At 66.5% G+C, this 17,427-nt stretch carries 17 protein-coding genes; 8 read left to right on the forward strand and 9 right to left on the reverse strand.

Annotated elements, in window-relative coordinates; genetic code table 11:
• Positions 1-20: 20 nt before the first annotated feature.
• The 5 genes from A3M7_RS0129280 to A3M7_RS0129300 all read right to left on the reverse strand — a co-directional run bounded on the left by A3M7_RS0129280 (position 21) and on the right by A3M7_RS0129300 (position 3,929).
• The gene (locus tag A3M7_RS0129280) at positions 21-749 is read right to left on the reverse strand and encodes a hypothetical protein (RefSeq protein WP_156937001.1); all 729 of its coding nucleotides are present in this window, start codon (positions 747-749) and stop codon (positions 21-23) included.
• The gene (locus A3M7_RS0129285; RefSeq protein ID WP_027547121.1) at positions 746-1,138 is read right to left on the reverse strand and encodes a hypothetical protein; all 393 of its coding nucleotides are present in this window, start codon (positions 1,136-1,138) and stop codon (positions 746-748) included. The genes A3M7_RS0129280 and A3M7_RS0129285 overlap by 4 nt, the downstream gene beginning before the upstream one ends.
• On the reverse strand, positions 1,135-2,406 hold the full coding sequence (locus tag A3M7_RS0129290) for a hypothetical protein (protein WP_027547122.1): 1,272 nt from the start codon (positions 2,404-2,406) through the stop codon (positions 1,135-1,137). Before A3M7_RS0129290 ends, A3M7_RS0129285 begins: the two co-directional genes overlap by 4 nt.
• A gap of 165 nt (positions 2,407-2,571) precedes the next feature.
• Entirely contained in the window at positions 2,572-2,937 is a 366-nt protein-coding gene (locus A3M7_RS0129295; protein WP_027547123.1) for a hypothetical protein, read from the reverse strand.
• Between the two features lie 68 nt (positions 2,938-3,005).
• A complete protein-coding gene (locus A3M7_RS0129300; RefSeq protein ID WP_027547124.1) occupies positions 3,006-3,929 on the reverse strand; it encodes a PaaI family thioesterase in 924 nt (307 codons plus the stop codon).
• Between the two features lie 147 nt (positions 3,930-4,076).
• Here A3M7_RS0129300 and A3M7_RS49920 point away from each other — a divergent pair, with 147 nt between their 5' ends.
• Entirely contained in the window at positions 4,077-4,394 is a 318-nt protein-coding gene (locus tag A3M7_RS49920; protein ID WP_027547125.1) for a hypothetical protein, read from the forward strand.
• 38 nt (positions 4,395-4,432) lie between these two features.
• Here A3M7_RS49920 and A3M7_RS0129310 read toward each other — a convergent pair whose 3' ends face one another.
• Together A3M7_RS0129310 and A3M7_RS0129315 are read right to left on the reverse strand one after the other, a co-directional pair.
• Positions 4,433-5,902 carry an amidase gene (locus tag A3M7_RS0129310; RefSeq protein ID WP_027547126.1) on the reverse strand — a complete coding sequence of 490 codons (1,470 nt, stop codon included), beginning with the start codon at positions 5,900-5,902 and terminating at the stop codon, positions 4,433-4,435.
• Positions 5,903-6,028: 126 nt separating this feature from the next.
• Positions 6,029-7,141, reverse strand: coding sequence for a ring-opening amidohydrolase (locus tag A3M7_RS0129315; protein ID WP_027547127.1), 1,113 nt, complete (start codon positions 7,139-7,141; stop codon positions 6,029-6,031).
• A 410-nt stretch (positions 7,142-7,551) separates the two neighbouring features.
• Here A3M7_RS0129315 and A3M7_RS0129320 point away from each other — a divergent pair, with 410 nt between their 5' ends.
• The 5 genes from A3M7_RS0129320 to A3M7_RS0129345 all read left to right on the forward strand — a co-directional run bounded on the left by A3M7_RS0129320 (position 7,552) and on the right by A3M7_RS0129345 (position 13,935).
• Complete coding sequence (locus A3M7_RS0129320; RefSeq protein ID WP_027547128.1) at positions 7,552-9,888, forward strand: Tex family protein; 2,337 nt, start codon at positions 7,552-7,554, stop codon at positions 9,886-9,888.
• 383 nt (positions 9,889-10,271) lie between these two features.
• Positions 10,272-10,793, forward strand: coding sequence for a hypothetical protein (locus tag A3M7_RS47310; RefSeq protein WP_084302614.1), 522 nt, complete (start codon positions 10,272-10,274; stop codon positions 10,791-10,793).
• Positions 10,794-10,893: 100 nt separating this feature from the next.
• Positions 10,894-11,586 carry a response regulator transcription factor gene (locus A3M7_RS0129335; protein ID WP_027547130.1) on the forward strand — a complete coding sequence of 231 codons (693 nt, stop codon included), beginning with the start codon at positions 10,894-10,896 and terminating at the stop codon, positions 11,584-11,586.
• Positions 11,573-12,664 carry a HAMP domain-containing sensor histidine kinase gene (locus tag A3M7_RS0129340; RefSeq protein ID WP_027547131.1) on the forward strand — a complete coding sequence of 364 codons (1,092 nt, stop codon included), beginning with the start codon at positions 11,573-11,575 and terminating at the stop codon, positions 12,662-12,664. Before A3M7_RS0129335 ends, A3M7_RS0129340 begins: the two co-directional genes overlap by 14 nt.
• Before the next feature lie 29 nt (positions 12,665-12,693).
• A complete protein-coding gene (locus A3M7_RS0129345; RefSeq protein WP_245284347.1) occupies positions 12,694-13,935 on the forward strand; it encodes an amidohydrolase family protein in 1,242 nt (413 codons plus the stop codon).
• A 10-nt stretch (positions 13,936-13,945) separates the two neighbouring features.
• Here the strand turns inward: A3M7_RS0129345 and A3M7_RS0129350 are convergent, their stop codons facing one another.
• The gene (locus A3M7_RS0129350) at positions 13,946-14,317 is read right to left on the reverse strand and encodes a response regulator transcription factor (protein ID WP_027547133.1); all 372 of its coding nucleotides are present in this window, start codon (positions 14,315-14,317) and stop codon (positions 13,946-13,948) included.
• Positions 14,314-15,180: a S1C family serine protease gene (locus tag A3M7_RS0129355; protein WP_027547134.1), complete on the reverse strand. Its 867-nt coding sequence runs from the start codon at positions 15,178-15,180 to the stop codon at positions 14,314-14,316. The genes A3M7_RS0129350 and A3M7_RS0129355 overlap by 4 nt, the downstream gene beginning before the upstream one ends.
• Positions 15,181-15,363: 183 nt before the next feature.
• Between A3M7_RS0129355 and A3M7_RS0129360 the strand changes: the two genes are divergently transcribed.
• Together A3M7_RS0129360 and A3M7_RS0129365 are read left to right on the forward strand one after the other, a co-directional pair.
• Positions 15,364-16,329, forward strand: coding sequence for a VOC family protein (locus tag A3M7_RS0129360; RefSeq protein WP_027547135.1), 966 nt, complete (start codon positions 15,364-15,366; stop codon positions 16,327-16,329).
• A gap of 60 nt (positions 16,330-16,389) precedes the next feature.
• Positions 16,390-17,265, forward strand: a complete 876-nt coding sequence (locus tag A3M7_RS0129365; RefSeq protein WP_027547136.1) for a dihydrodipicolinate synthase family protein — start codon at positions 16,390-16,392, stop codon at positions 17,263-17,265.
• Positions 17,266-17,427: the final 162 nt, after the last annotated feature.

A 17,427-nucleotide genomic window follows, 5' to 3' on the forward strand; every position in this document is an offset into this window, starting at 1 on the left:
CGGCAACACGGCGGGGCCAGCTATTTTGTTGTGTCGCTCGGGCACGTGGCGACGAGCATCAGGGAGACCAGTTGTGGGGTTGGAAGCCTCCTTGCGTCGGGCTCGCTCCTGATCTTCAGGACCGTAGTGGCGCCGTCCAAAGCGGTCAGCTCTCCGCAAAGGGTCTCTTCTGGCTGTGTCGCTGTCGTACTGCGAACGGTTAGTTTTGCGAACGCGGGGGGCTTGCTCGCAGCCGTCGGCCCGTACCAGGAGAACGCAATCGCTGCCGCAAGCAGCACCGCACTGCCAACCGCTAGGTACCGCGCATGGGTCAGGTCATCCAATGCATCCGTGGTCAGGTTCACATTGCGAACGTCGACCCCTCCCTCATTGACTATGGACTGCACGCTCACAGTCCGCATTCTGCCATTGGCTGCCGAGAGAAACAGCCACAGCGAAGCGATCGCGGCGGCGACGGCGAGCAACGTCAGCACACCGAGCGTGTATTGGACCCAGGGTTCATAGGCAGTGATCGTGCCCTGACCTTTGAAAAGCAGCACGGTCGTGACGAGGGTGAGAAGGCCGGCCATCCCGGTTCGCCAGTCCTGAGCCGTCTTGCGTACCCGCTCGAGGGCAACCTTGAGTTCTTCGGCCATCCGGGCGCGGTCGTCGATTTCGGTCGCGCTGGGCATCGGATTGTGCGGCAGCACCGCTCTGACGCCAGGTCGCGCGGGTTTTGCGTTCGTGTTGGTGTCCACGGAGTCGCTCACGAATGCTCCTCGCCGAAGCTCTCGATGCGCATCTTCCAGGTCGCACCGCATCCGGTCAGCGCAGCGCGTCCGAGAGGGTCTGGATGCTTGACTTTGCAATTGCAGCGAACACTGAACTCGGCAGGAAGCAGCGACTCGCCGATCAGGCCTTTGTCCCGAAGCGCTTCGACCGCCGCGCGCAAGGTATCGGGGCTCGTCGGAGCCACGCCCTTGAACGCGATCAGGAATTCGGTGTGCTGCATGTGGTCTTCGCAGCGTGGGCAATGGCCATCAAGCTGCAGCATCATCGGATCATGGGCATCCGGATGCGGGGTCACCTCGAACTTTTCGACGGCGGCGACCGACCAGGCGGGATCGGGCTCGTCGATGTATTTGACCGGCTTCTTCATTCTTGGCCTCCTATGATCGGAAAGTGCACGCCGAGCGCCTGCTTCACCGGCTCGGGCGCGTATCGAGTGATGAAGTGTGCGATCTGGTGACGCCGCCAGCGATCGTCCTGCTCGAGCGCTTCGGCAGATCGGGCGCCTTCCAAGAGTTGCTTGTATGTGTCGGCATCGAGCAGGCTGGCGGCGAGCGCCTCTATGACCGCGCTCGGCGAATGTGACATCAGGGACTGCATCTCCTTCAGCAGGGCCGTATCGCGAACGATGTCACGTGGACCCGTGCTCCACGTCGTGGTGCTCAGAACCTCTTCAATGCGGGCGGTGGCGACTGTCCGCCGTCGATCCCGCTCCGCCAGCGCCTCTCTGGCGAGCCGTTCGAGCAATTCGTCGGTCGAGTGGGCCCACTGCCGAAAGACGGGCGCGTGCGATCCGTAGCGCTCGCCAATGACGTGATCGCAAATTGCGAGCCGTTCTTGGGCTGGCCGATGTGCCTCGTCGACCTCGATGGCGCCGACCAACTCTCCGAGCTGCAGGGCCCGGAAGAAGAAGTAGATGCCCGTGACGGCCGCACGCGGGTCGATGCCCTCGTGCTGCATGGACTCGATGGAGATGAAGGTGCCGCTCACGTCGGCCTCGATCTCCTGATCGACCGGCCGCCTGTCGAGCTCCGGGAGCGATGCCTGGCTGAGGTCCACCTTGGCCGAGTCGGCGATCAGATGCTTATGCAGGATATGCCCGACTTCGTGTGCAAGCACGAAGCGCTCGGCGGCAGTCGCGAAGTTCTCTGCTGTCCTTATTTCGCGCGATCCGGTTGGCCAGTCGTCAACGAGAGGTGCGCGCACCGGCGAGGCCATCCAGTCCAGCAGGGTGGCGATGATGCCGGCGGTCCGGCTTTCCGGTGGCGCGGGCGGATCAGCGGGCGTGCGATCGATCACGTGAGCGGCGAAAGCTCTGGCGAGCCGGTAGACAAAGAGTGCAAGACCCCGATTGAGGGCTACGACGTGCCGAGGTGCGATCCATATGGTTAGTGCTTCAATGCCCGCAGGCGGAATTGTTCGAACGAGGACGCGGTCCGGCTGCAGCAGCTGCGCCAGTTCGGCGTCCCTGAGCGTGGCGCCGACGTAGCGTAAGATACTCGCGTTGATCGTCTCGATGATGCGGGCTACGGGGTCGCTGTCGGGCGCGCCGATTTCGACCTTTCCCGGTTTGCCGCGCGTGAACAATTTGACGTAGACGTCGTCGATCTGTTGAGCTGCGCCTTGAGCAGGGGACATTCTCAACTCCGGGGGAACTGGCCCTGGCAGGTCTCCGTTAAAGTTGATATGTTACAGCAATGCACCCGCTGCGGATATCGGTTTCCTGCGGTCTCATCATAATTTTACGCCTAGTCGAGGTCCGCGCTGCTTCGATCCTGCGGCCGTGTTCGAACAGCGGCTCCCCTAGCCCCGCTTCGCCGACGGAACAGGCAGCCGCTCGTGGCGGTGCTGGAAGCGCTGCCAGTGCAGGACGCCGCCGATCAGCAGGGCCGGCACGAAGCCGAGCACGATCAGGAAATGCGGCAGCTCCTTCGGCGAGATGAAGGCGATGGCGATGTCCGAGATCAGCCACAGCGCGGCGAACATCACCGCGAAATCCGTGCGCGGGCAGCGCAGATAGTAGAACACCGCGGTGATGACCACGGCAGGCCCGATCGCGATGCCGATCATCACCGCGGTCAGCTCCTTCGGCGTCACCGCGTCGAGCACCATCGACGCCAGCAGCCAGAGCGCGGCGAACATGGCGACGATGTCGAGCGGATGCCGCAATCCAATACCTCTCGCAGGAACCACGCTATCGTTGTGGCCCGGTCCCTCGCCGTCAAGGGAAAATACGCCTATTCCTCGTCACTTCCGGGCGTTGGCCGCAGCATGAAATGACCGAAGGCAGTGGCGATCGGCTTGTCCGCGTCGTCCTGCCAGGCCCGCGCCTCGAAGGCGACGATGCGCCGGCCCTGCTTCACGATCGAGACATTGGCAAAGCTGTCGAGCGCGCGGCCGGAGCGCAGATAGTTGATGGTCAGCCCGATCGGCTTGGGCGGCGCGGCGGCGCCGAGCTCGCGCGCCACCCCGATGATCGCCGTGGTCTCGAGGAAGGCGCCGGTCATGCCGCCATGGATCGCGGGCAGGATCGGGTTACCAATGATCTTCGGCGAGAACGGCATCGTCAGCGTGCCGTCGTCGTTGACGCGGATGCCGAGGCAGCGCGCGAACGGGCTGCGGGCGAATGGGCCATCCGGATCCTCCGGCGCCTCCAGGGTCGGGATGCTGCGCGAGTCCATCCTGCGGTCGGCGAGCATGTTGGTGCGATTGGCTCCGATCATGAAGCAGGCGGTCGCGGTCGCGACCGGATCGTCCTCGGACTCCTGATACGCGGTGGAGCGCACGAAGGCGATCGAGCGCGTGGTGCGGTAGCAGATCGAATGCGCCTTGATGTCGAGGCCCGGCGTCGCCGGCTTCTGATAGTCGATACGCAGGTCGAGGGTTGCGATCGCGCGCGTGCCGTCGAGCGCGAGCTGCACCGCCATGCCGCAGCTCTCGTCCAGCATCGCGGTGACGACGCCGCCATGCAGCACCCCGGTCTCGGTGTCGCCGACGAAGACGGGACGGTAGGGCAGGCTGGACCAGGCCTCGCCGGGTGCGAAGCGGTCGAGCTGGAGCCCGCTGATATGGCCGTAATCGGAGCGGCGGCCCTTGATGGCCTCGGCGAGCTCCTCGAACGGGAGCGTGGCAGGCAGGCTTGGCGTCGATGAGCTGGACATGGCGATGTTCTAGACCAGTGCCGGGCGCCGCGCAAAACCCCGAATACGCGTCGTGTGCCAGGTCCGCCGGCGGTTGGGCCTCGACAGGGCGGGCCGAAGCGCCGATGGTGGGCGCCTCGTTCGTTCGACTAGCCGCAAGGAGCGCTTATGGCCGACCCCGAAACACCCGGCACCAATCAGGGGCCCGTCACCATTTCGAGCTCGAGCTCCGAGCGGGCGCCGATCATCTATTTCGACGGCGCATCCTGTTTCGGCCATCACAACGGCGCGATCCAGATCGAGCTCGCCGCGAACTTGCTGATGCCGGTTGGCGCCGCGGTCAGGGTCGACGTGATCCAGACCGCGCACTTGCGTTGCAGCGTGGCCGCGGCGCTTGCCTTGCGCGAAGCGCTCGACAAGGCGCTGGCGATGTACAAGCAGGGGCAGCAGCAGCCGAATGAGGAGATCCCGGCGGTGAAGAACTGAGGCGGCATCGCGTCGTATGTCGCCGCGATCGCAGCTCCTCAGCTCACATGCACCTTCGGCTTCCTGCCGCCGTTCCACTTGCCGTCGAGCGCGCGCTCGATCTGGGCGGCGAGTTGCAGGAGCAGGCCGTCATTGGCCTGCTTGGCGATCGCCTGGATGCCGAGCGGCAGGTCGTGGTCCTGGGTTGCCATCGGCATCGAGATCGCCGGCATGCCGCAGAGATTGGCGAGCGGCGTGAAGGCGAAGAAGCGCCAGAGATTGCCGAACCAGTCGAGCACATCGGGATTGTCGGAGATGGTGAGATATTCCCTGGTGCCGACCTTTGGCGTCGGCAGCGCGGTGATCGGCGTCAGGATCACGTCCCATTGCTCGAAGAACGCGCCGAAGCCGCGTGACGTCGTGTTGAACACGCCCTGCATCTTCGCCCGCTCGGCGAAGCTCGTGTGCCGGCCGGCTTCCCAGATCCTGATGTTCATGGGCTCGATGAGATCTTCCGGCGGCTTTTCCAGTCCGCGCGCGGCGAGCATGTTGGAGATCACCACCGCGAAATTCGAGATGTAGCAGGTCGTCTGCGCCGCGAACGCGGCGCGGAAATCGAGCTCGGGCAGCGCATAGTCGACGTGATGACCGAGGCCTTCGAGGAAGCGGCCGGTTTTCTCCAGCTCGGCCGCGATCTCAGGCGTCGCGGTGTAGTCGCCCCATGTGTGCGACAGCGCGATGCGAAGCTTGCCGGGATCGCGCTTGATCATCTCGGAATAGGGCTGCGCCGTGGTCCAGAACGGCATGAACTCGCCGGGCGCAGGCCCGCGGGCGTGATCGACGAAGGCGGCGGTGTCGCGCACCGAGCGCGACTGGCAGCCCTGGATCGACACGAGCCCGGTGAGGTCGGACATGTGCGGGGCGAGCGAGAACACGCCGCGCGAGACCTTCAGCCCGATATTGCCGTTGACGCCGGCGGGAATGCGGATCGAGCCGCCGCCGTCGGTCGCATGCGCGATCGGCACCACGCCGGCGGCAACCATCGCCGCGCTGCCCGCCGACGAGCCGCAGGTGGTGTAGTCGGTATTCCAGGGATTGCGCGTGACGTAGACGGCCGGATTGTCGGCCGAGCTGCACACGCCGAATTCCGGCGTCGTGGTGCGCCCGATCAGGTTCAGTCCGGCCTGGCGGAATTTGCCGGTCAGGAACGTATCGGCGGCGGCGCGATTGCCGCGCATCAGCAGCGAGCCCATCTCCTGGAGCCGGCCCTTCATGGTCGGCCCGAGATCCTTCATCAGGAAGGGCAGGCCGGCGAACGGGCCGGCGAGGTTGGCACCGTCCCTGGCCGGATCGGCGATCACGTCCTCGAACAGCTCGACCACGCCCGACAGCGCCGGATTGACCTTGGCGACGGCAGCAGCGGCTTGGCGGGCCAGGTCCTTCGGCGTTAGCTCGCCCTTGCGGACGCGTGCCGCCAGCCCCACGCCATCGTGCTGCGCCCACTCGTTCCAGCTCATCGGCAAAGTCATGAAATTCAAATCCCTAGATGCGACGTTCCTTCCTTTCGCATGGACCCTGCGTGAATCAACTGAGCCGGCGCGAAGGGCAGGGTTGCATGGGGCGGAGAGGTCCCACGACCAGGGAGGCCGGCCGTCTCAATCCGATAGTCGCGCGATCACCGCAACCGGCCCGCCGCCCGCGGGGCCCTGATGCTCGGCGCCACCGGACACGTAGACCGCGCCGGTGCCGGCAAGGCCTGCGATCAGGCCGCCGACCGCGGCGCGGGCGTGGCGCGTCGAGCTGATGTCGGTGTCCTCCAGCATGGTGTGGCGAAAGCCGCGCACGCTGCCATCAGGCGAGGCTTCCGCCTTGGCGAAGATGTTGACGAGCTCGCGGCCGGCTTCCGCTTGCGGCCCGACGCCAAGCCCGACGCTCTGCAGCGCCGACGTCACGGCGGCGGCGTCGATCGCATCGCTCATCACGGCGTGGCCGATCTCGAATTCGCTGACCGATGCCGCCGAATTGCCGAGCACGATGACGACGTTGTGCATCAGCTCGATTCCGGCCGAGGTGGACGCCACCTTCGAGAACAGATCGTAGCGGCGCAGCACGTCCCCGTCGCTGATGTCGGAGCCGGTCTCGCCGAGCGCAACCGCAACGCCGAGCGCGGAGGCGCCGCGCGAATAGGCCATCGAGCCGTAGGCGCTGGTCGTCGCCGTCTTGTTGCCGCGTACGCTTGCGGCCTCGACGCGATCGCTGGTGAGCAGCGGGCATTTGATCTGCACGAAATGGACGTCGGCGGGGTCGGTGATGCCGGCGTCCGCCATCGCGGCCTTCACGGCCGCGGCCGTCTCCGCGATCTGCGCGGCGCGTCCGAGTTCCTCGGGCAGGAAGTCCCGCGTGTGCGCCATGCCGATGCTCAGGCGCTTGCCCGATAAGCCCGCCGGCGGCCGCTCGACCTCGCGGCGTGTGAACACGGTGATGTGCGGGCTGAGCACGCCTTCGGTGCCACCCGACATCACGAAGGCGATGCGCTGCTCGACCTCCTCCGGGGACAGGCTGAGCTGTGGCGCCAGAGCCGTGCACAGCGCGGCGACGGCATATTCCCGGGTAAAGTCGTTGACGCCGCCATTGCCCTCGGTCTTGCCGAGGATGGCCAGGATCTCCCTCGGGTCGATCGCGCCGGCGCCGATCATGGCCATGAGGCCGGAGACGTCGCCCGGGCCCTTGGTGACGATCTTGATGACGCCGACCGATGTGGTGCGCATGATTGGTCCTTACATGCAGTTCGGTGGTCCGGCAGAACAAACAGCCGTGGAACGAGGCTGCATGTCAAGATGCAACAATCCGCGTCATTCCGGGGCGCGACGAAGTCGCGAGCCCGGAATCCATCGGGCGGCAGAGACGTGGAAAAATGGATTCCGGGCTCGCGCCAAGAGGCGCGCCCCGGAATGACGCAGAGCTACGCTTGCACGCTGCAGCGCGACAGGGACACGAACACAATGGTCGATGCGGCGCCATCCCCACGATTGTGGCGAGATCGCATCGGTTCGACAAAAAAATCGTCTGTCGACGGTTGCGCGCGGCACCTTGATGAATCAACCTCGGTTGGTCCATAAGCGGCGTCCCGCGACCGGATTTCGGTTTGCGTCGCGTGCTTGGAGAGAGGGATTCTCGCGTGGCAAATATCAACCAGAAAATTGCGCAGGAGCTTGGGGTACGGGCGGAGCAGGTCGAGGCGACGGTGACGTTGCTCGACGGCGGCGCCACGGTTCCCTTCATCGCCCGCTACCGCAAGGAAGCGACCGGTGCGCTCGACGATGCGCAATTGCGCACCCTGGAGGAGCGCCTGGGCTACCTGCGCGAGCTCGAAGACCGCCGCAAGGCGATCCTCGAATCGGTCCGCGAGCAGGGCAAGCTCGATGCCGCACTCGAAGCCACGATCATGGCCGCCGACAGCAAGGCGCGCCTGGAAGACATCTATCTGCCGTTCAAGCCGAAGCGCCGCACCAAGGCCGAGATCGCCAAGGAAGCCGGCCTGGAGCCGCTCGCCAATCAGCTGATGGCAGAGCCGGGCAACGATCCCAAGGTCGTGGCAGAAGGCTTCATCAACGCCGAGAAAGGCGTGGCTGACGCCGCCGCCGCGCTTGACGGCGCCCGCGCCATCCTGGTCGAGCGGTTCGACGAAGACGCCGACCTGATCGGTGCCTTGCGCGAGGAGATGTGGACCAACGCGCGCATGGCCTCCAAGGTGCGCGATGGCAAGAAGACCGAGGGCGAGAAATTCGCCGACTATTTCGAGTTCTCCGAGCCGCTGACCAGGCTGCCCTCGCACCGCATCCTGGCGATGTTCCGCGGCGAGAAGGAAGAAATCCTCGATCTGCAGATTCAGGCCGAGGCGGAAGCGCCGCCGCCGGGCGTGCCGAGCGCCTACGAATTGAAGATCATGAAGCGTTTCGGCATCGCCGACCTCAAGCGCGCCGGCGACCGCTGGCTGATCGACACCGTGCGCTGGGCCTGGCGCACCAAGATCCAGGTGCATCTCAACATCGACCTGCGCATGCGGCTGTGGAATGCGGCCGAGACCGAGGCCGTGCGCGTGTTCGCGTCCAATTTGCGTGACCTGCTGCTGGCCGCGCCCGCCGGCACCCGCGTCACCATGGGGCTCGATCCCGGCTACCGCACCGGCGTCAAGGTCGCCGTCACCGACGCGACCGGCAAGGTCGTCGATACCGCCGTGATCTATCCGCACGAGCCGCAGCGGCAGTGGAACGAGTCGCTCGCGATTCTCGGCAAGCTTGCGCTGAAGCACCGTGTCGAGCTGATCGCGATCGGCAACGGCACGGCCTCGCGCGAGACCGACAAGCTCGCAGGCGATCTCGTCAAGGGCCTGGCCGAGCTGAAGATGAACAAGATCGTGGTGTCGGAAGCCGGCGCGTCGGTCTATTCGGCCTCGGCCTTTGCCTCGGAGGAGCTGCCCGGTCTCGACGTCACCCTGCGCGGCGCGGTCTCGATCGCGCGGCGGCTCCAGGATCCGCTCGCCGAGCTCGTCAAGATCGAGCCGAAGGCGATCGGCGTCGGCCAGTATCAGCACGACCTCGGCCAGGCCAAGCTCGCCAAGTCGCTCGATGCCGTGGTCGAAGACTGCGTGAACGCCGTCGGCGTCGACGTCAACACCGCCTCGGCGCCGCTGCTCGCGCGCGTGTCGGGCGTGGGTTCGGGCCTTGCGCAGAGCATCGTGGCACATCGTGACGCCAATGGCCCGTTCAAGTCGCGCAAGGCGCTCAAGGACGTGCCGCGGCTCGGGCCGAAGGCGTTCGAGCAGTGCGCAGGCTTTTTGCGCATCCTCGGCGGCGAGGATCCGCTCGATGCCTCCGGCGTGCATCCGGAAGCCTATCCGGTGGTGCGCCGGATTCTCAGCGCCACCAAGAGCGACATCAAGGCGCTGATCGGCAGCAGCGAGATCGTGCGCACGCTGAAGCCGAAGGATTTCGTCGACGAGACCTTCGGTCTGCCGACCGTCACCGACATCCTGCGCGAGCTCGAAAAGCCCGGCCGCGACCCCCGTCCGGCGTTCAAGGCCGCCGTGTTCAAGGAAGGTGTCGAGGAGATCAAGGATCTCAAGAAGGGCATGATCCTCGAGGGCACCGTGACCAACGTCGCCGCCTTCGGCGCCTTCGTCGACATCGGCGTGCACCAGGACGGTCTCGTGCACATCTCGGCGATGTCGAAGACCTTCATCAAGGATCCGCGCGAGGTGGTGAAGCCCGGCGACATCGTCAAGGTGAAGGTGCTGGACTTCGAGGTCGCCCGCAAGCGCATCTCGCTGACCCTGCGGCTCGACGACGAGGTCGGTGCCAAGAAGGACGCCCCCGGCATGCAGCGCGACAATGGCGCGCGCAATCCATCCCGCATGACCTCGTCGGCGCCGCGCAAGCAGGAATCCTCCGGCGGTGGCGCACTCGCCGAAGCCCTGCGCCGCGCGGCGGAGAAGAACAACGGTAAGCGGGCGTGAGGCTCTATCTGAACCTCTCCCCGCTCTTTGCGGGGAGAGGTCGGAAAGCCTCCGCGAGTTGAGCTCGTCGACGTACGGCGAATTCTACCCACGTCGTCATTGCGAGCCAACGGGTCCGCGCAAAGCGCGGCCCGATGACAGGCTCCGCGAAGCAATCCAGACTGGCTCCGCCTGGACGGTCTGGATTGCTTCGTCGCATCAGCGCAAAATTGCTTCGCAATTTTGTCGCGAGCTCCTCGCAATGACGAGGAGAGGTCGCCGGTCCGCCTCCCTAACACCCGCGTCAGAATCTGGCGCATTTGTAAGTTGAAGGTGAGGGCGCATTTTCCTCATCTGATCCCCTGGAGCGGCGCGACCGTCGCCGCGACAAGGAGGATCTTCAGATGAACAGCAGGCTTCTCACCGGCATCGTCGCGGCGGCCATGGCTGCGACGTTGGCGGTCGCTTCGCCCGTTCTCGCCCGAGGTGGTGGTTTCGGCGGCGGAGGACACGGCGGCTTCGGCGGCGGAGGACATGGCGGCTTTGGCGGCGGTGGCCACTTCGGTGGTGGCGGCATGCATGTCGGTGGTGGCGGCATGGGTGGCGGGGGCATGCGAGTTGGCGGGATGGGCGGCGCTCATTTCGGTGGTGCCCGCTTCGTCGGTTCGCCAATGGCCGCCCACGCCGCCATTGGACCTCGCTTTGCCGCGGCTCCGCTAGCGACCCGCGCCGCCTTTGGGCCGCGCTTCGCCGGCGCGGGCTGGCACGGCAGGCACTTCATCGGCCGCCACGCCTTCTTCCGGCACCACCATCGCTTCTTCTTCGGAGCACCGTTCATCTACGCCGGCTACTACGACGGTTGCTGGCGCAGGAGCTGGACGCCCTATGGGTGGCAATGGGTCAATGTGTGCGGAGACTATTGGTAGTCGCATCGCCGTACCGCACCATTGTCGCGATCGCCATCAGGCGGTTCCGCTCAGCCCCGGAACGGGATAGTCTGGTGGCGATCGTCGCGTGGAGTTTTGCATGACCGGAGGTCACCGCCGCATCCTGGTCGTCGAGGACGATCCGGAAACCGCAGGCCAGCTCGTCGAAGAGTTGACGACCTCCGGCTATGAGGTCGATCTCGCCGCCACGGGGCGCGAAGCCCTGAGCCAGGGCGCCGCGCGCGACTATGCCGTGATCACGATCGACCGCATGCTGCCCGACATCGACGGCATCGCCGTGATGCGCCAATTGCGCGACGACGGCATCGCCGCGCCCTTCCTGATCATTTCGGCGCTCGGCGAGGTCGACGACCGCGTGCGCGGCCTGCGCGCCGGCGGGGACGACTATCTCGTCAAGCCGTTCTCCTTCGTCGAGCTGCTTGCGCGGCTGGAGGCGCTCGGCCGCCGCAGCGAGACCATCGCCAAGGAGACGCTGCTGCGCGTCGGCGACCTCGCCATCGACCTGATCTCGCGCAACGCCAGCCGCCGCGGCCGCAAAATTCCGCTGCTGCCGCGCGAGTTTCAGCTGCTCGAATATCTCGTCCGCAACGAGGGCCGCGTCGTCTCGCGCGCGATGCTGCTCCAGCACGTCTGGGACCTGCATTTCGATCCCTCCACCAACATCATCGACGTCTATGTCGGGCGCGTCCGCCGCAAGGTCGACGATGCCCAGGCCTATCCGCTGATCCATACCATCCGCGGCATCGGATATTGTCTCCGTGCTCCTGGCTAAGACGCTTCGTTCCTCGACCTTCCGCCTGGCGCTGATCGCGATCGCGGCGTTCGGGCTGATCGTCGCGGCGATCATGGCTTATGTCTATTTCGGCACGCTCGCCTATGTCGAGAGCCGGCTCGGCACCGCCGGCGATCACGACGGCTTCACCGGCACGATCGAACTCGCCATGGTCGCGGTCGCGGTGCTGCTCCTGGTGCTCGCCGGGCTCGCAGCCGTGCTGGTGACCCGGCGCACGGTGGGGCGGATCGAGGAGATCAACGCCACCAGCCGCGCCATCATGCTGTCCGGTCTCGACCGCCGTATTCCCTTGCGCGGCAGCCACGACGAGTGGGACCGCGTCGCCGAAAACCTCAACCAGATGCTCGACCGCATCGAGACGCTGATGGGCGAGGTCAAGCAGGTCAGCGACAACGTCGCCCACGATCTGCGCACCCCGCTGACGCGCATGCGCGGCCGGCTGGAAAAGGCCTATCATACTCAGCGCAACAGCGAGGCAGATGCCGTGCTGATCGGCGACACCATCGCCGATCTCGATGCCGTGCTCGGCATGTTCGCCTCCATCACCCGGATCTCGGAGATCGAGACCCGCGCCCGCAGGAGCGCCTTCCGCGCACTTGATCTCGCCGAGATCGCCGGCGAGGTCGTCGAGCTCTACGACGCCGCCGCCGAGCAGGTTTCGACGCGTCTCAGCCTCGGCGGCGACCGCGAGGTCGCGATCACGGGCGACCGCGACCTGCTGTTCGACGCCGTCGCCAATCTCGTCGACAACGCGATCAAGCACGGCTGCAAAGGCGGGCAGGTGGCGGTGACCTGCCGCAGCGGCGATGGCGGCGCCGTGATCGCGATCGCCGACGACGGTCCGGGCATTCCGGCCGACCAGCGCGATCACGTCTTCAAGCGGTTCTACCGGCTCGAACAGAGCCGCTACACGCCGGGCAACGGCCTGGGCCTCAGCCTCGTCGCCGCGGTCGCGCGCCTTCATGGCGCCGAGATTGCGCTGCATGACAATGCGCCGGGCCTGACGGTCCAACTCCGGTTTCCGCCGCCTGCGCAGCCCGGCACCCAACTTGCATGATGGCATCGGTACCGAGTGGAAGTCCTGCAATGTCCCGCCTGCCAGACCTCGTCATCACCAATGCTCGCACGCGCGGCCGCGAGATCGTCGACATTGCGATCACCGATGGCGTGATCACCGCGATCGGCAATCGGCTCGATCCCGGTGCACAGGCCTTTGTCGATGCCAAAGGCGGCCTGGTGACGCCGGCCTTTGTCAATCCGCACCTGCACCTCTGCAAGGTCTGGACCCTGCCCATGATGTCGGAGGCGGCGCTCGAGGCCTATCAGGGCGGCGGCATGAGCGAGGCGGCGAAGGCGGTCGATCTCGCTGCAGTGGTGAAGAGCAATTACGACGCGTCCTGGATCGTCCCGAACGCACGGCGCGCGGTGGCGCTCGCCGCGCTTCACGGCAATCTCCACATCCGCGCCTTCGCCGATGTCGACACCAAGGCCCGGCTGGAGGGCGTCAAGGCGCTGCTCGCGATCCGCGAGGAGTTTCGCGGCATCGTCGACATCCAGGTCGTGGCTTTCCCGCAGGACGGCCTGTTTCGCGAGCCCGGCGCCGACGGTCTGATGCGCAAGGCGATGGCGCTCGGGGCCGACGTCGTCGGCGGGATTCCCTGGATCGAAGCCGATGAAGAGGACATGCGCCGCCATGTCGCGTTCTGCTTCGACCTCGCGGCCGAACACGGCGCCGAAATCTCGATGCTGCTGGACGACGTCGGCGACGCCAACATGCGCACGCTCGACATGATGGCGCGCGCGGTGATCGCGCGCGGCGTCGAGGGCCGGGCGCTCGCCCATCATTGCAGGGCGATGGCGCTCTATCCCGAGAACTATCTCCGCGAGCTGATGGTGCTGCTCGGAAAGGCCCGTGTCAGCGTCGTCAGCAATCCGCACAACGGTCCGCTGCACGCGCGGGTGAAGGAATTGCTGGGCGCGGACATCAATGTCTGCCTCGGCCAGGACGACATTTCCGACGCCTATTATCCGTTCGGCCGCAACAACATGCTGGAGGTGGCGTTCCTCGCCTCGCATCTGTTGTGGATGACGAAGAAGAGCGAGTTCGAGACGCTCTACGACATGATCACCACGCGCGCCGCCACGGCGATCAACCTCGAGCGCTATGGCCTCGGGCTCGGCTGCGCAGCCAATCTGGTCGTGCTCGAGCAGGCCGACGTCACCGAGGCGCTGCGCTTCCACGCCCCGCCCAGCATCGTGATCAGCCATGGCCGCGTCGTCGATACCGACCGCATGCGCGCCCTGGCACAGACCGCGGTCGGCGATTGATCCGCGCCGCTCAGAGCTCGATCACGCCGCGGCGCGCGGCATGCGCCACCGCATCGGTGCGGCCGGTGGCGTCCAGCTTGTCGAGCAGCGAGCCGACGTGGAATTTCACGGTGTGCACGGAGATTCCGAGCTGGCGCGCGATCATCTTGTTGGAGGCGCCCTCGGCCATCAACGCCAGCACGTCGAGCTCGCGCTGCGTCAACGCGATGTCCTCAGGTCTCGCGCGCGGATCGCGGGCAACGACCGTGGCGGCGGCCCGCTCGCCGGGCGCGGCAAGGCGCAACCCGGCGACATTGCCGAGCAGCGCAGCCAGGCGGTCGGCGAGAGCGGCATCGTCGATCTCCAGGGACAGCAGGATCTCCGGCAGCTTGTCCTCGCTCACGCCTCCGGCCTCTCGCCGACCGTGACCTTGAAGTTGACCGGCTCGCCGCCGCGGCGCACCGCGACATCGACCACGGTGCCGACGCTCGCAGGTCCCAGCGTTCGCGACAGCGCGCGCACACCGGACAGTTTCTGGTCGTTGACCGCCACGATCACATCGCCCTGGCGAATGCCGGCGGCCGCCGAAGGCCCGGCCTTGTCGACACTCATCACCATCGCGCCGATACCGTCGTCGAGCCGCACCGGCTGGAGTCCGAGCCCGAGATATCCGCGCGCGATGCGGCCGCGCGCCTCTAACTGCGGCGCGATGCGCTCGATCGTCGCCGTCGGGATCACCAGCACGCGCCGCGGTCCAAGCACAGCCATGCCGAAAGCTTCACCCGTCGCATCGAGCGCGAGGCCGCCTTCCTGGCCGGGACGCAGGCGAACGTCGAGCTCGATCCGCGCATCGATGTCGCCGCCGCGCAAGGAGCGCCAGCTCCTGCCGGACGCCGACACCATGCCGAGCGCGGCGCTCGGCGCATCACGGTTGGTGGCCACGACAACCGACAAGGTGCCGAGGGGCGGGACCGTCGCGGCCAGCTTGACCGGCGCGACGCCAATCTCGGCACGCAGCAGCGCGATGTCGGTCGTATGGTCGCGGCCGGCGATCGTGGCGGCGACCCGGCTGCCGTCGGGGAGGCCGATCTCGACCTCGCCCTCGTCGGCCAGCGCCTCGTCGGCGGTGACGATCAGGCCGGGCTTCCAGACGAAGCCGGCCGCGCGGGAGCGATGCGAATGCACGGAGACGACGGAGGGCGCGGTACGCGCCACGACGTCCGCGAGCGCGGACGACAGTGAAGACAGAGGAGTTGGAGCGGTCATGGCGGTCTCCTGTAAGTTGTCCTCAATCTGGGATGTCGCGGGCGATTGCGAAACTGCCCGGGTGGCCAGGACAGAGCCGGCGCCGGCCGACGAACATGTGATTGGGAGCCGCTCACGGGAACGTGTAGCAATCGGCCGACATTGCGCCGCACGGCCCTAAACGTTTCCAGCGAGCCCTGACCGATGACCATCGACCTCACCCGCCGCACCCTGCTTCAACTTGCCGGCGCCACCTCGCTCGCGATGGCTGCCGCGGCAGCTGCACGCGCCGAGGGCACTGCGCAAGGCACCGGGCCGACCTATGCCAGCCGCACGCCGATGCGGGTCGGCATGGTGACGCTCCGGGTGAAGAATCTCGACACGGTTGCCGACTACTACCGCGACGTGATCGGGCTGGCCGTGATGGAGCGCTCCGCGACAGTTGCAAAGCTCGGCACGGCCGGCATCACGCTGCTCGTGCTCGAGGCGCGTCCCGATGCTGCAATCGAGCCGCGCAATGCCGCCGGCCTCTACCACACCGCTTTCCTGATGCCGTCCCGGAAGGACCTGGCGCGCTGGCTGGTAGCAGCCGCCTCGCATCGCGTGCCGCTGTCGGGCTTTGCCGATCATCTCGTCAGTGAATCCGTCTATCTCGACGATCCCGAAGGCAACGGCATCGAGGTCTATGCCGACCGCGATCCCTCGCAATGGCAGTGGAGCGAGGGCAGCGTGAAGATGGCGACCGACGAGCTCAACATCCCCGACCTGCTGTCGCTGACCAACTCGCGCATTCCCGACTACGCCAAGGCGCCGGACGGAATGCGCATCGGCCACATGCATCTGCGCGTCGGCGATCTCGCGCAGGCGGAAAGCTTCTACCACGGCACGGTCGGCCTCGACCCGACCCGCAAGCGCAATGGTGCCGCGTTCCTGTCGTCGGGCCGCTATCACCATCACCTCGGCATGAATGTCTGGCAGAGCCAGGGCGCCGGCCAACGCGACGATCAGACCACGGGTCTCGCCTGGTTCTCGCTGGTGATGGCCAAGCAGGACATTCTCGCCGCCCAGGTGGAGCGCCTGCGCAAGGGCGGCACGCAAGTCACGGCGCTTGCGGACGGTGTGGAGGCGATCGACCCCTGGGGCACGCGGGTGCGGCTGCTCAGGGTTTGATCGCCTGCGCAGGCATTGCTAAGACCCGTCAGGCGCAAACCAGTTTCCGGGACCCCTGACATGCCCGATTTCCACGGTGTCTTCCCCTATCTCGTCTCGCCCGTCGATGCCGACGGCGCGGTGCGCGGGAACGTGCTCGCGAAACTCTGCGACGACCTGATTGGCGCCGGCGTTCATGGGTTGACGCCGCTCGGCTCGACCGGCGAGTTCGCCTATCTCAACGCCGCGCAGCGGACGGCAATCGTGCAGACCACCATCGAGGCCGCGAAGGGCCGCGTGCCCGTGGTGGCCGGTGTGGCCTCCACCTCGACGGCCGATGCGGTGGCGCAGGCGAGGGCCTATCAGAAGTGTGGGGCCGACGGCATTCTGGCGATCCTGGAGGCGTACTTCCCGCTCGCCGACGCCCAGGTCGAATCCTACTTCCGCGCCATCGCGGATGCCGTGGACATTCCTGTCGTCATCTACACCAACCCGCAATTCCAGCGCTCCGACCTCACCCTCGACACCATCGCGCGCCTCGCCGGGCATCCGCGCATCGGCTACATCAAGGACGCCTCGACCAACACCGGCCGGCTGCTCTCGATCATGAACCGCTGCGGCGATTCCTTGCGCGTGTTCTCGGCCTCTGCCCACATTCCGGCCGCGGTGATGCTGATCGGCGGGCTCGGCTGGATGGCGGGACCTGCCTGCATCATCCCGCGCCAGAGCGTGGCGCTCTACGACCTCTGCCGGGCCGGCCGCTGGGACGAGGCCATGGCGCTCCAGCGCAGGCTGTGGCGCATCAACGAGGCCTTCGCCCGCTTCAACCTCGCCGCCTGCATCAAGGCCGGCCTTTCGATCCAGGGCTACGACGTCGGCGACCCCATCCCGCCGCAGGCTGCGCTGACGGCCGACGCGCGCAAGGTGGTGGAAGCGGCACTCAGGGAGCTGGCATAGCCGTCATTCCGGGGCGATGCGCAGCATCGAACCCGGAATCTCGAGATTCCGGGTCTGGTCCTTCGGACCATCCCGGAATGACGATTCCAACGGCATGACGAATGTGTGGGTTCATCGCCCAAAACCTCGGCTGGTATGCCCCCGGTCGATCCGCTAAAAGGC

The sequence above is a fragment of the Bradyrhizobium sp. WSM2254 genome (assembly GCF_000472645.1).
Taxonomy (GTDB): domain Bacteria; phylum Pseudomonadota; class Alphaproteobacteria; order Rhizobiales; family Xanthobacteraceae; genus Bradyrhizobium; species Bradyrhizobium niftali.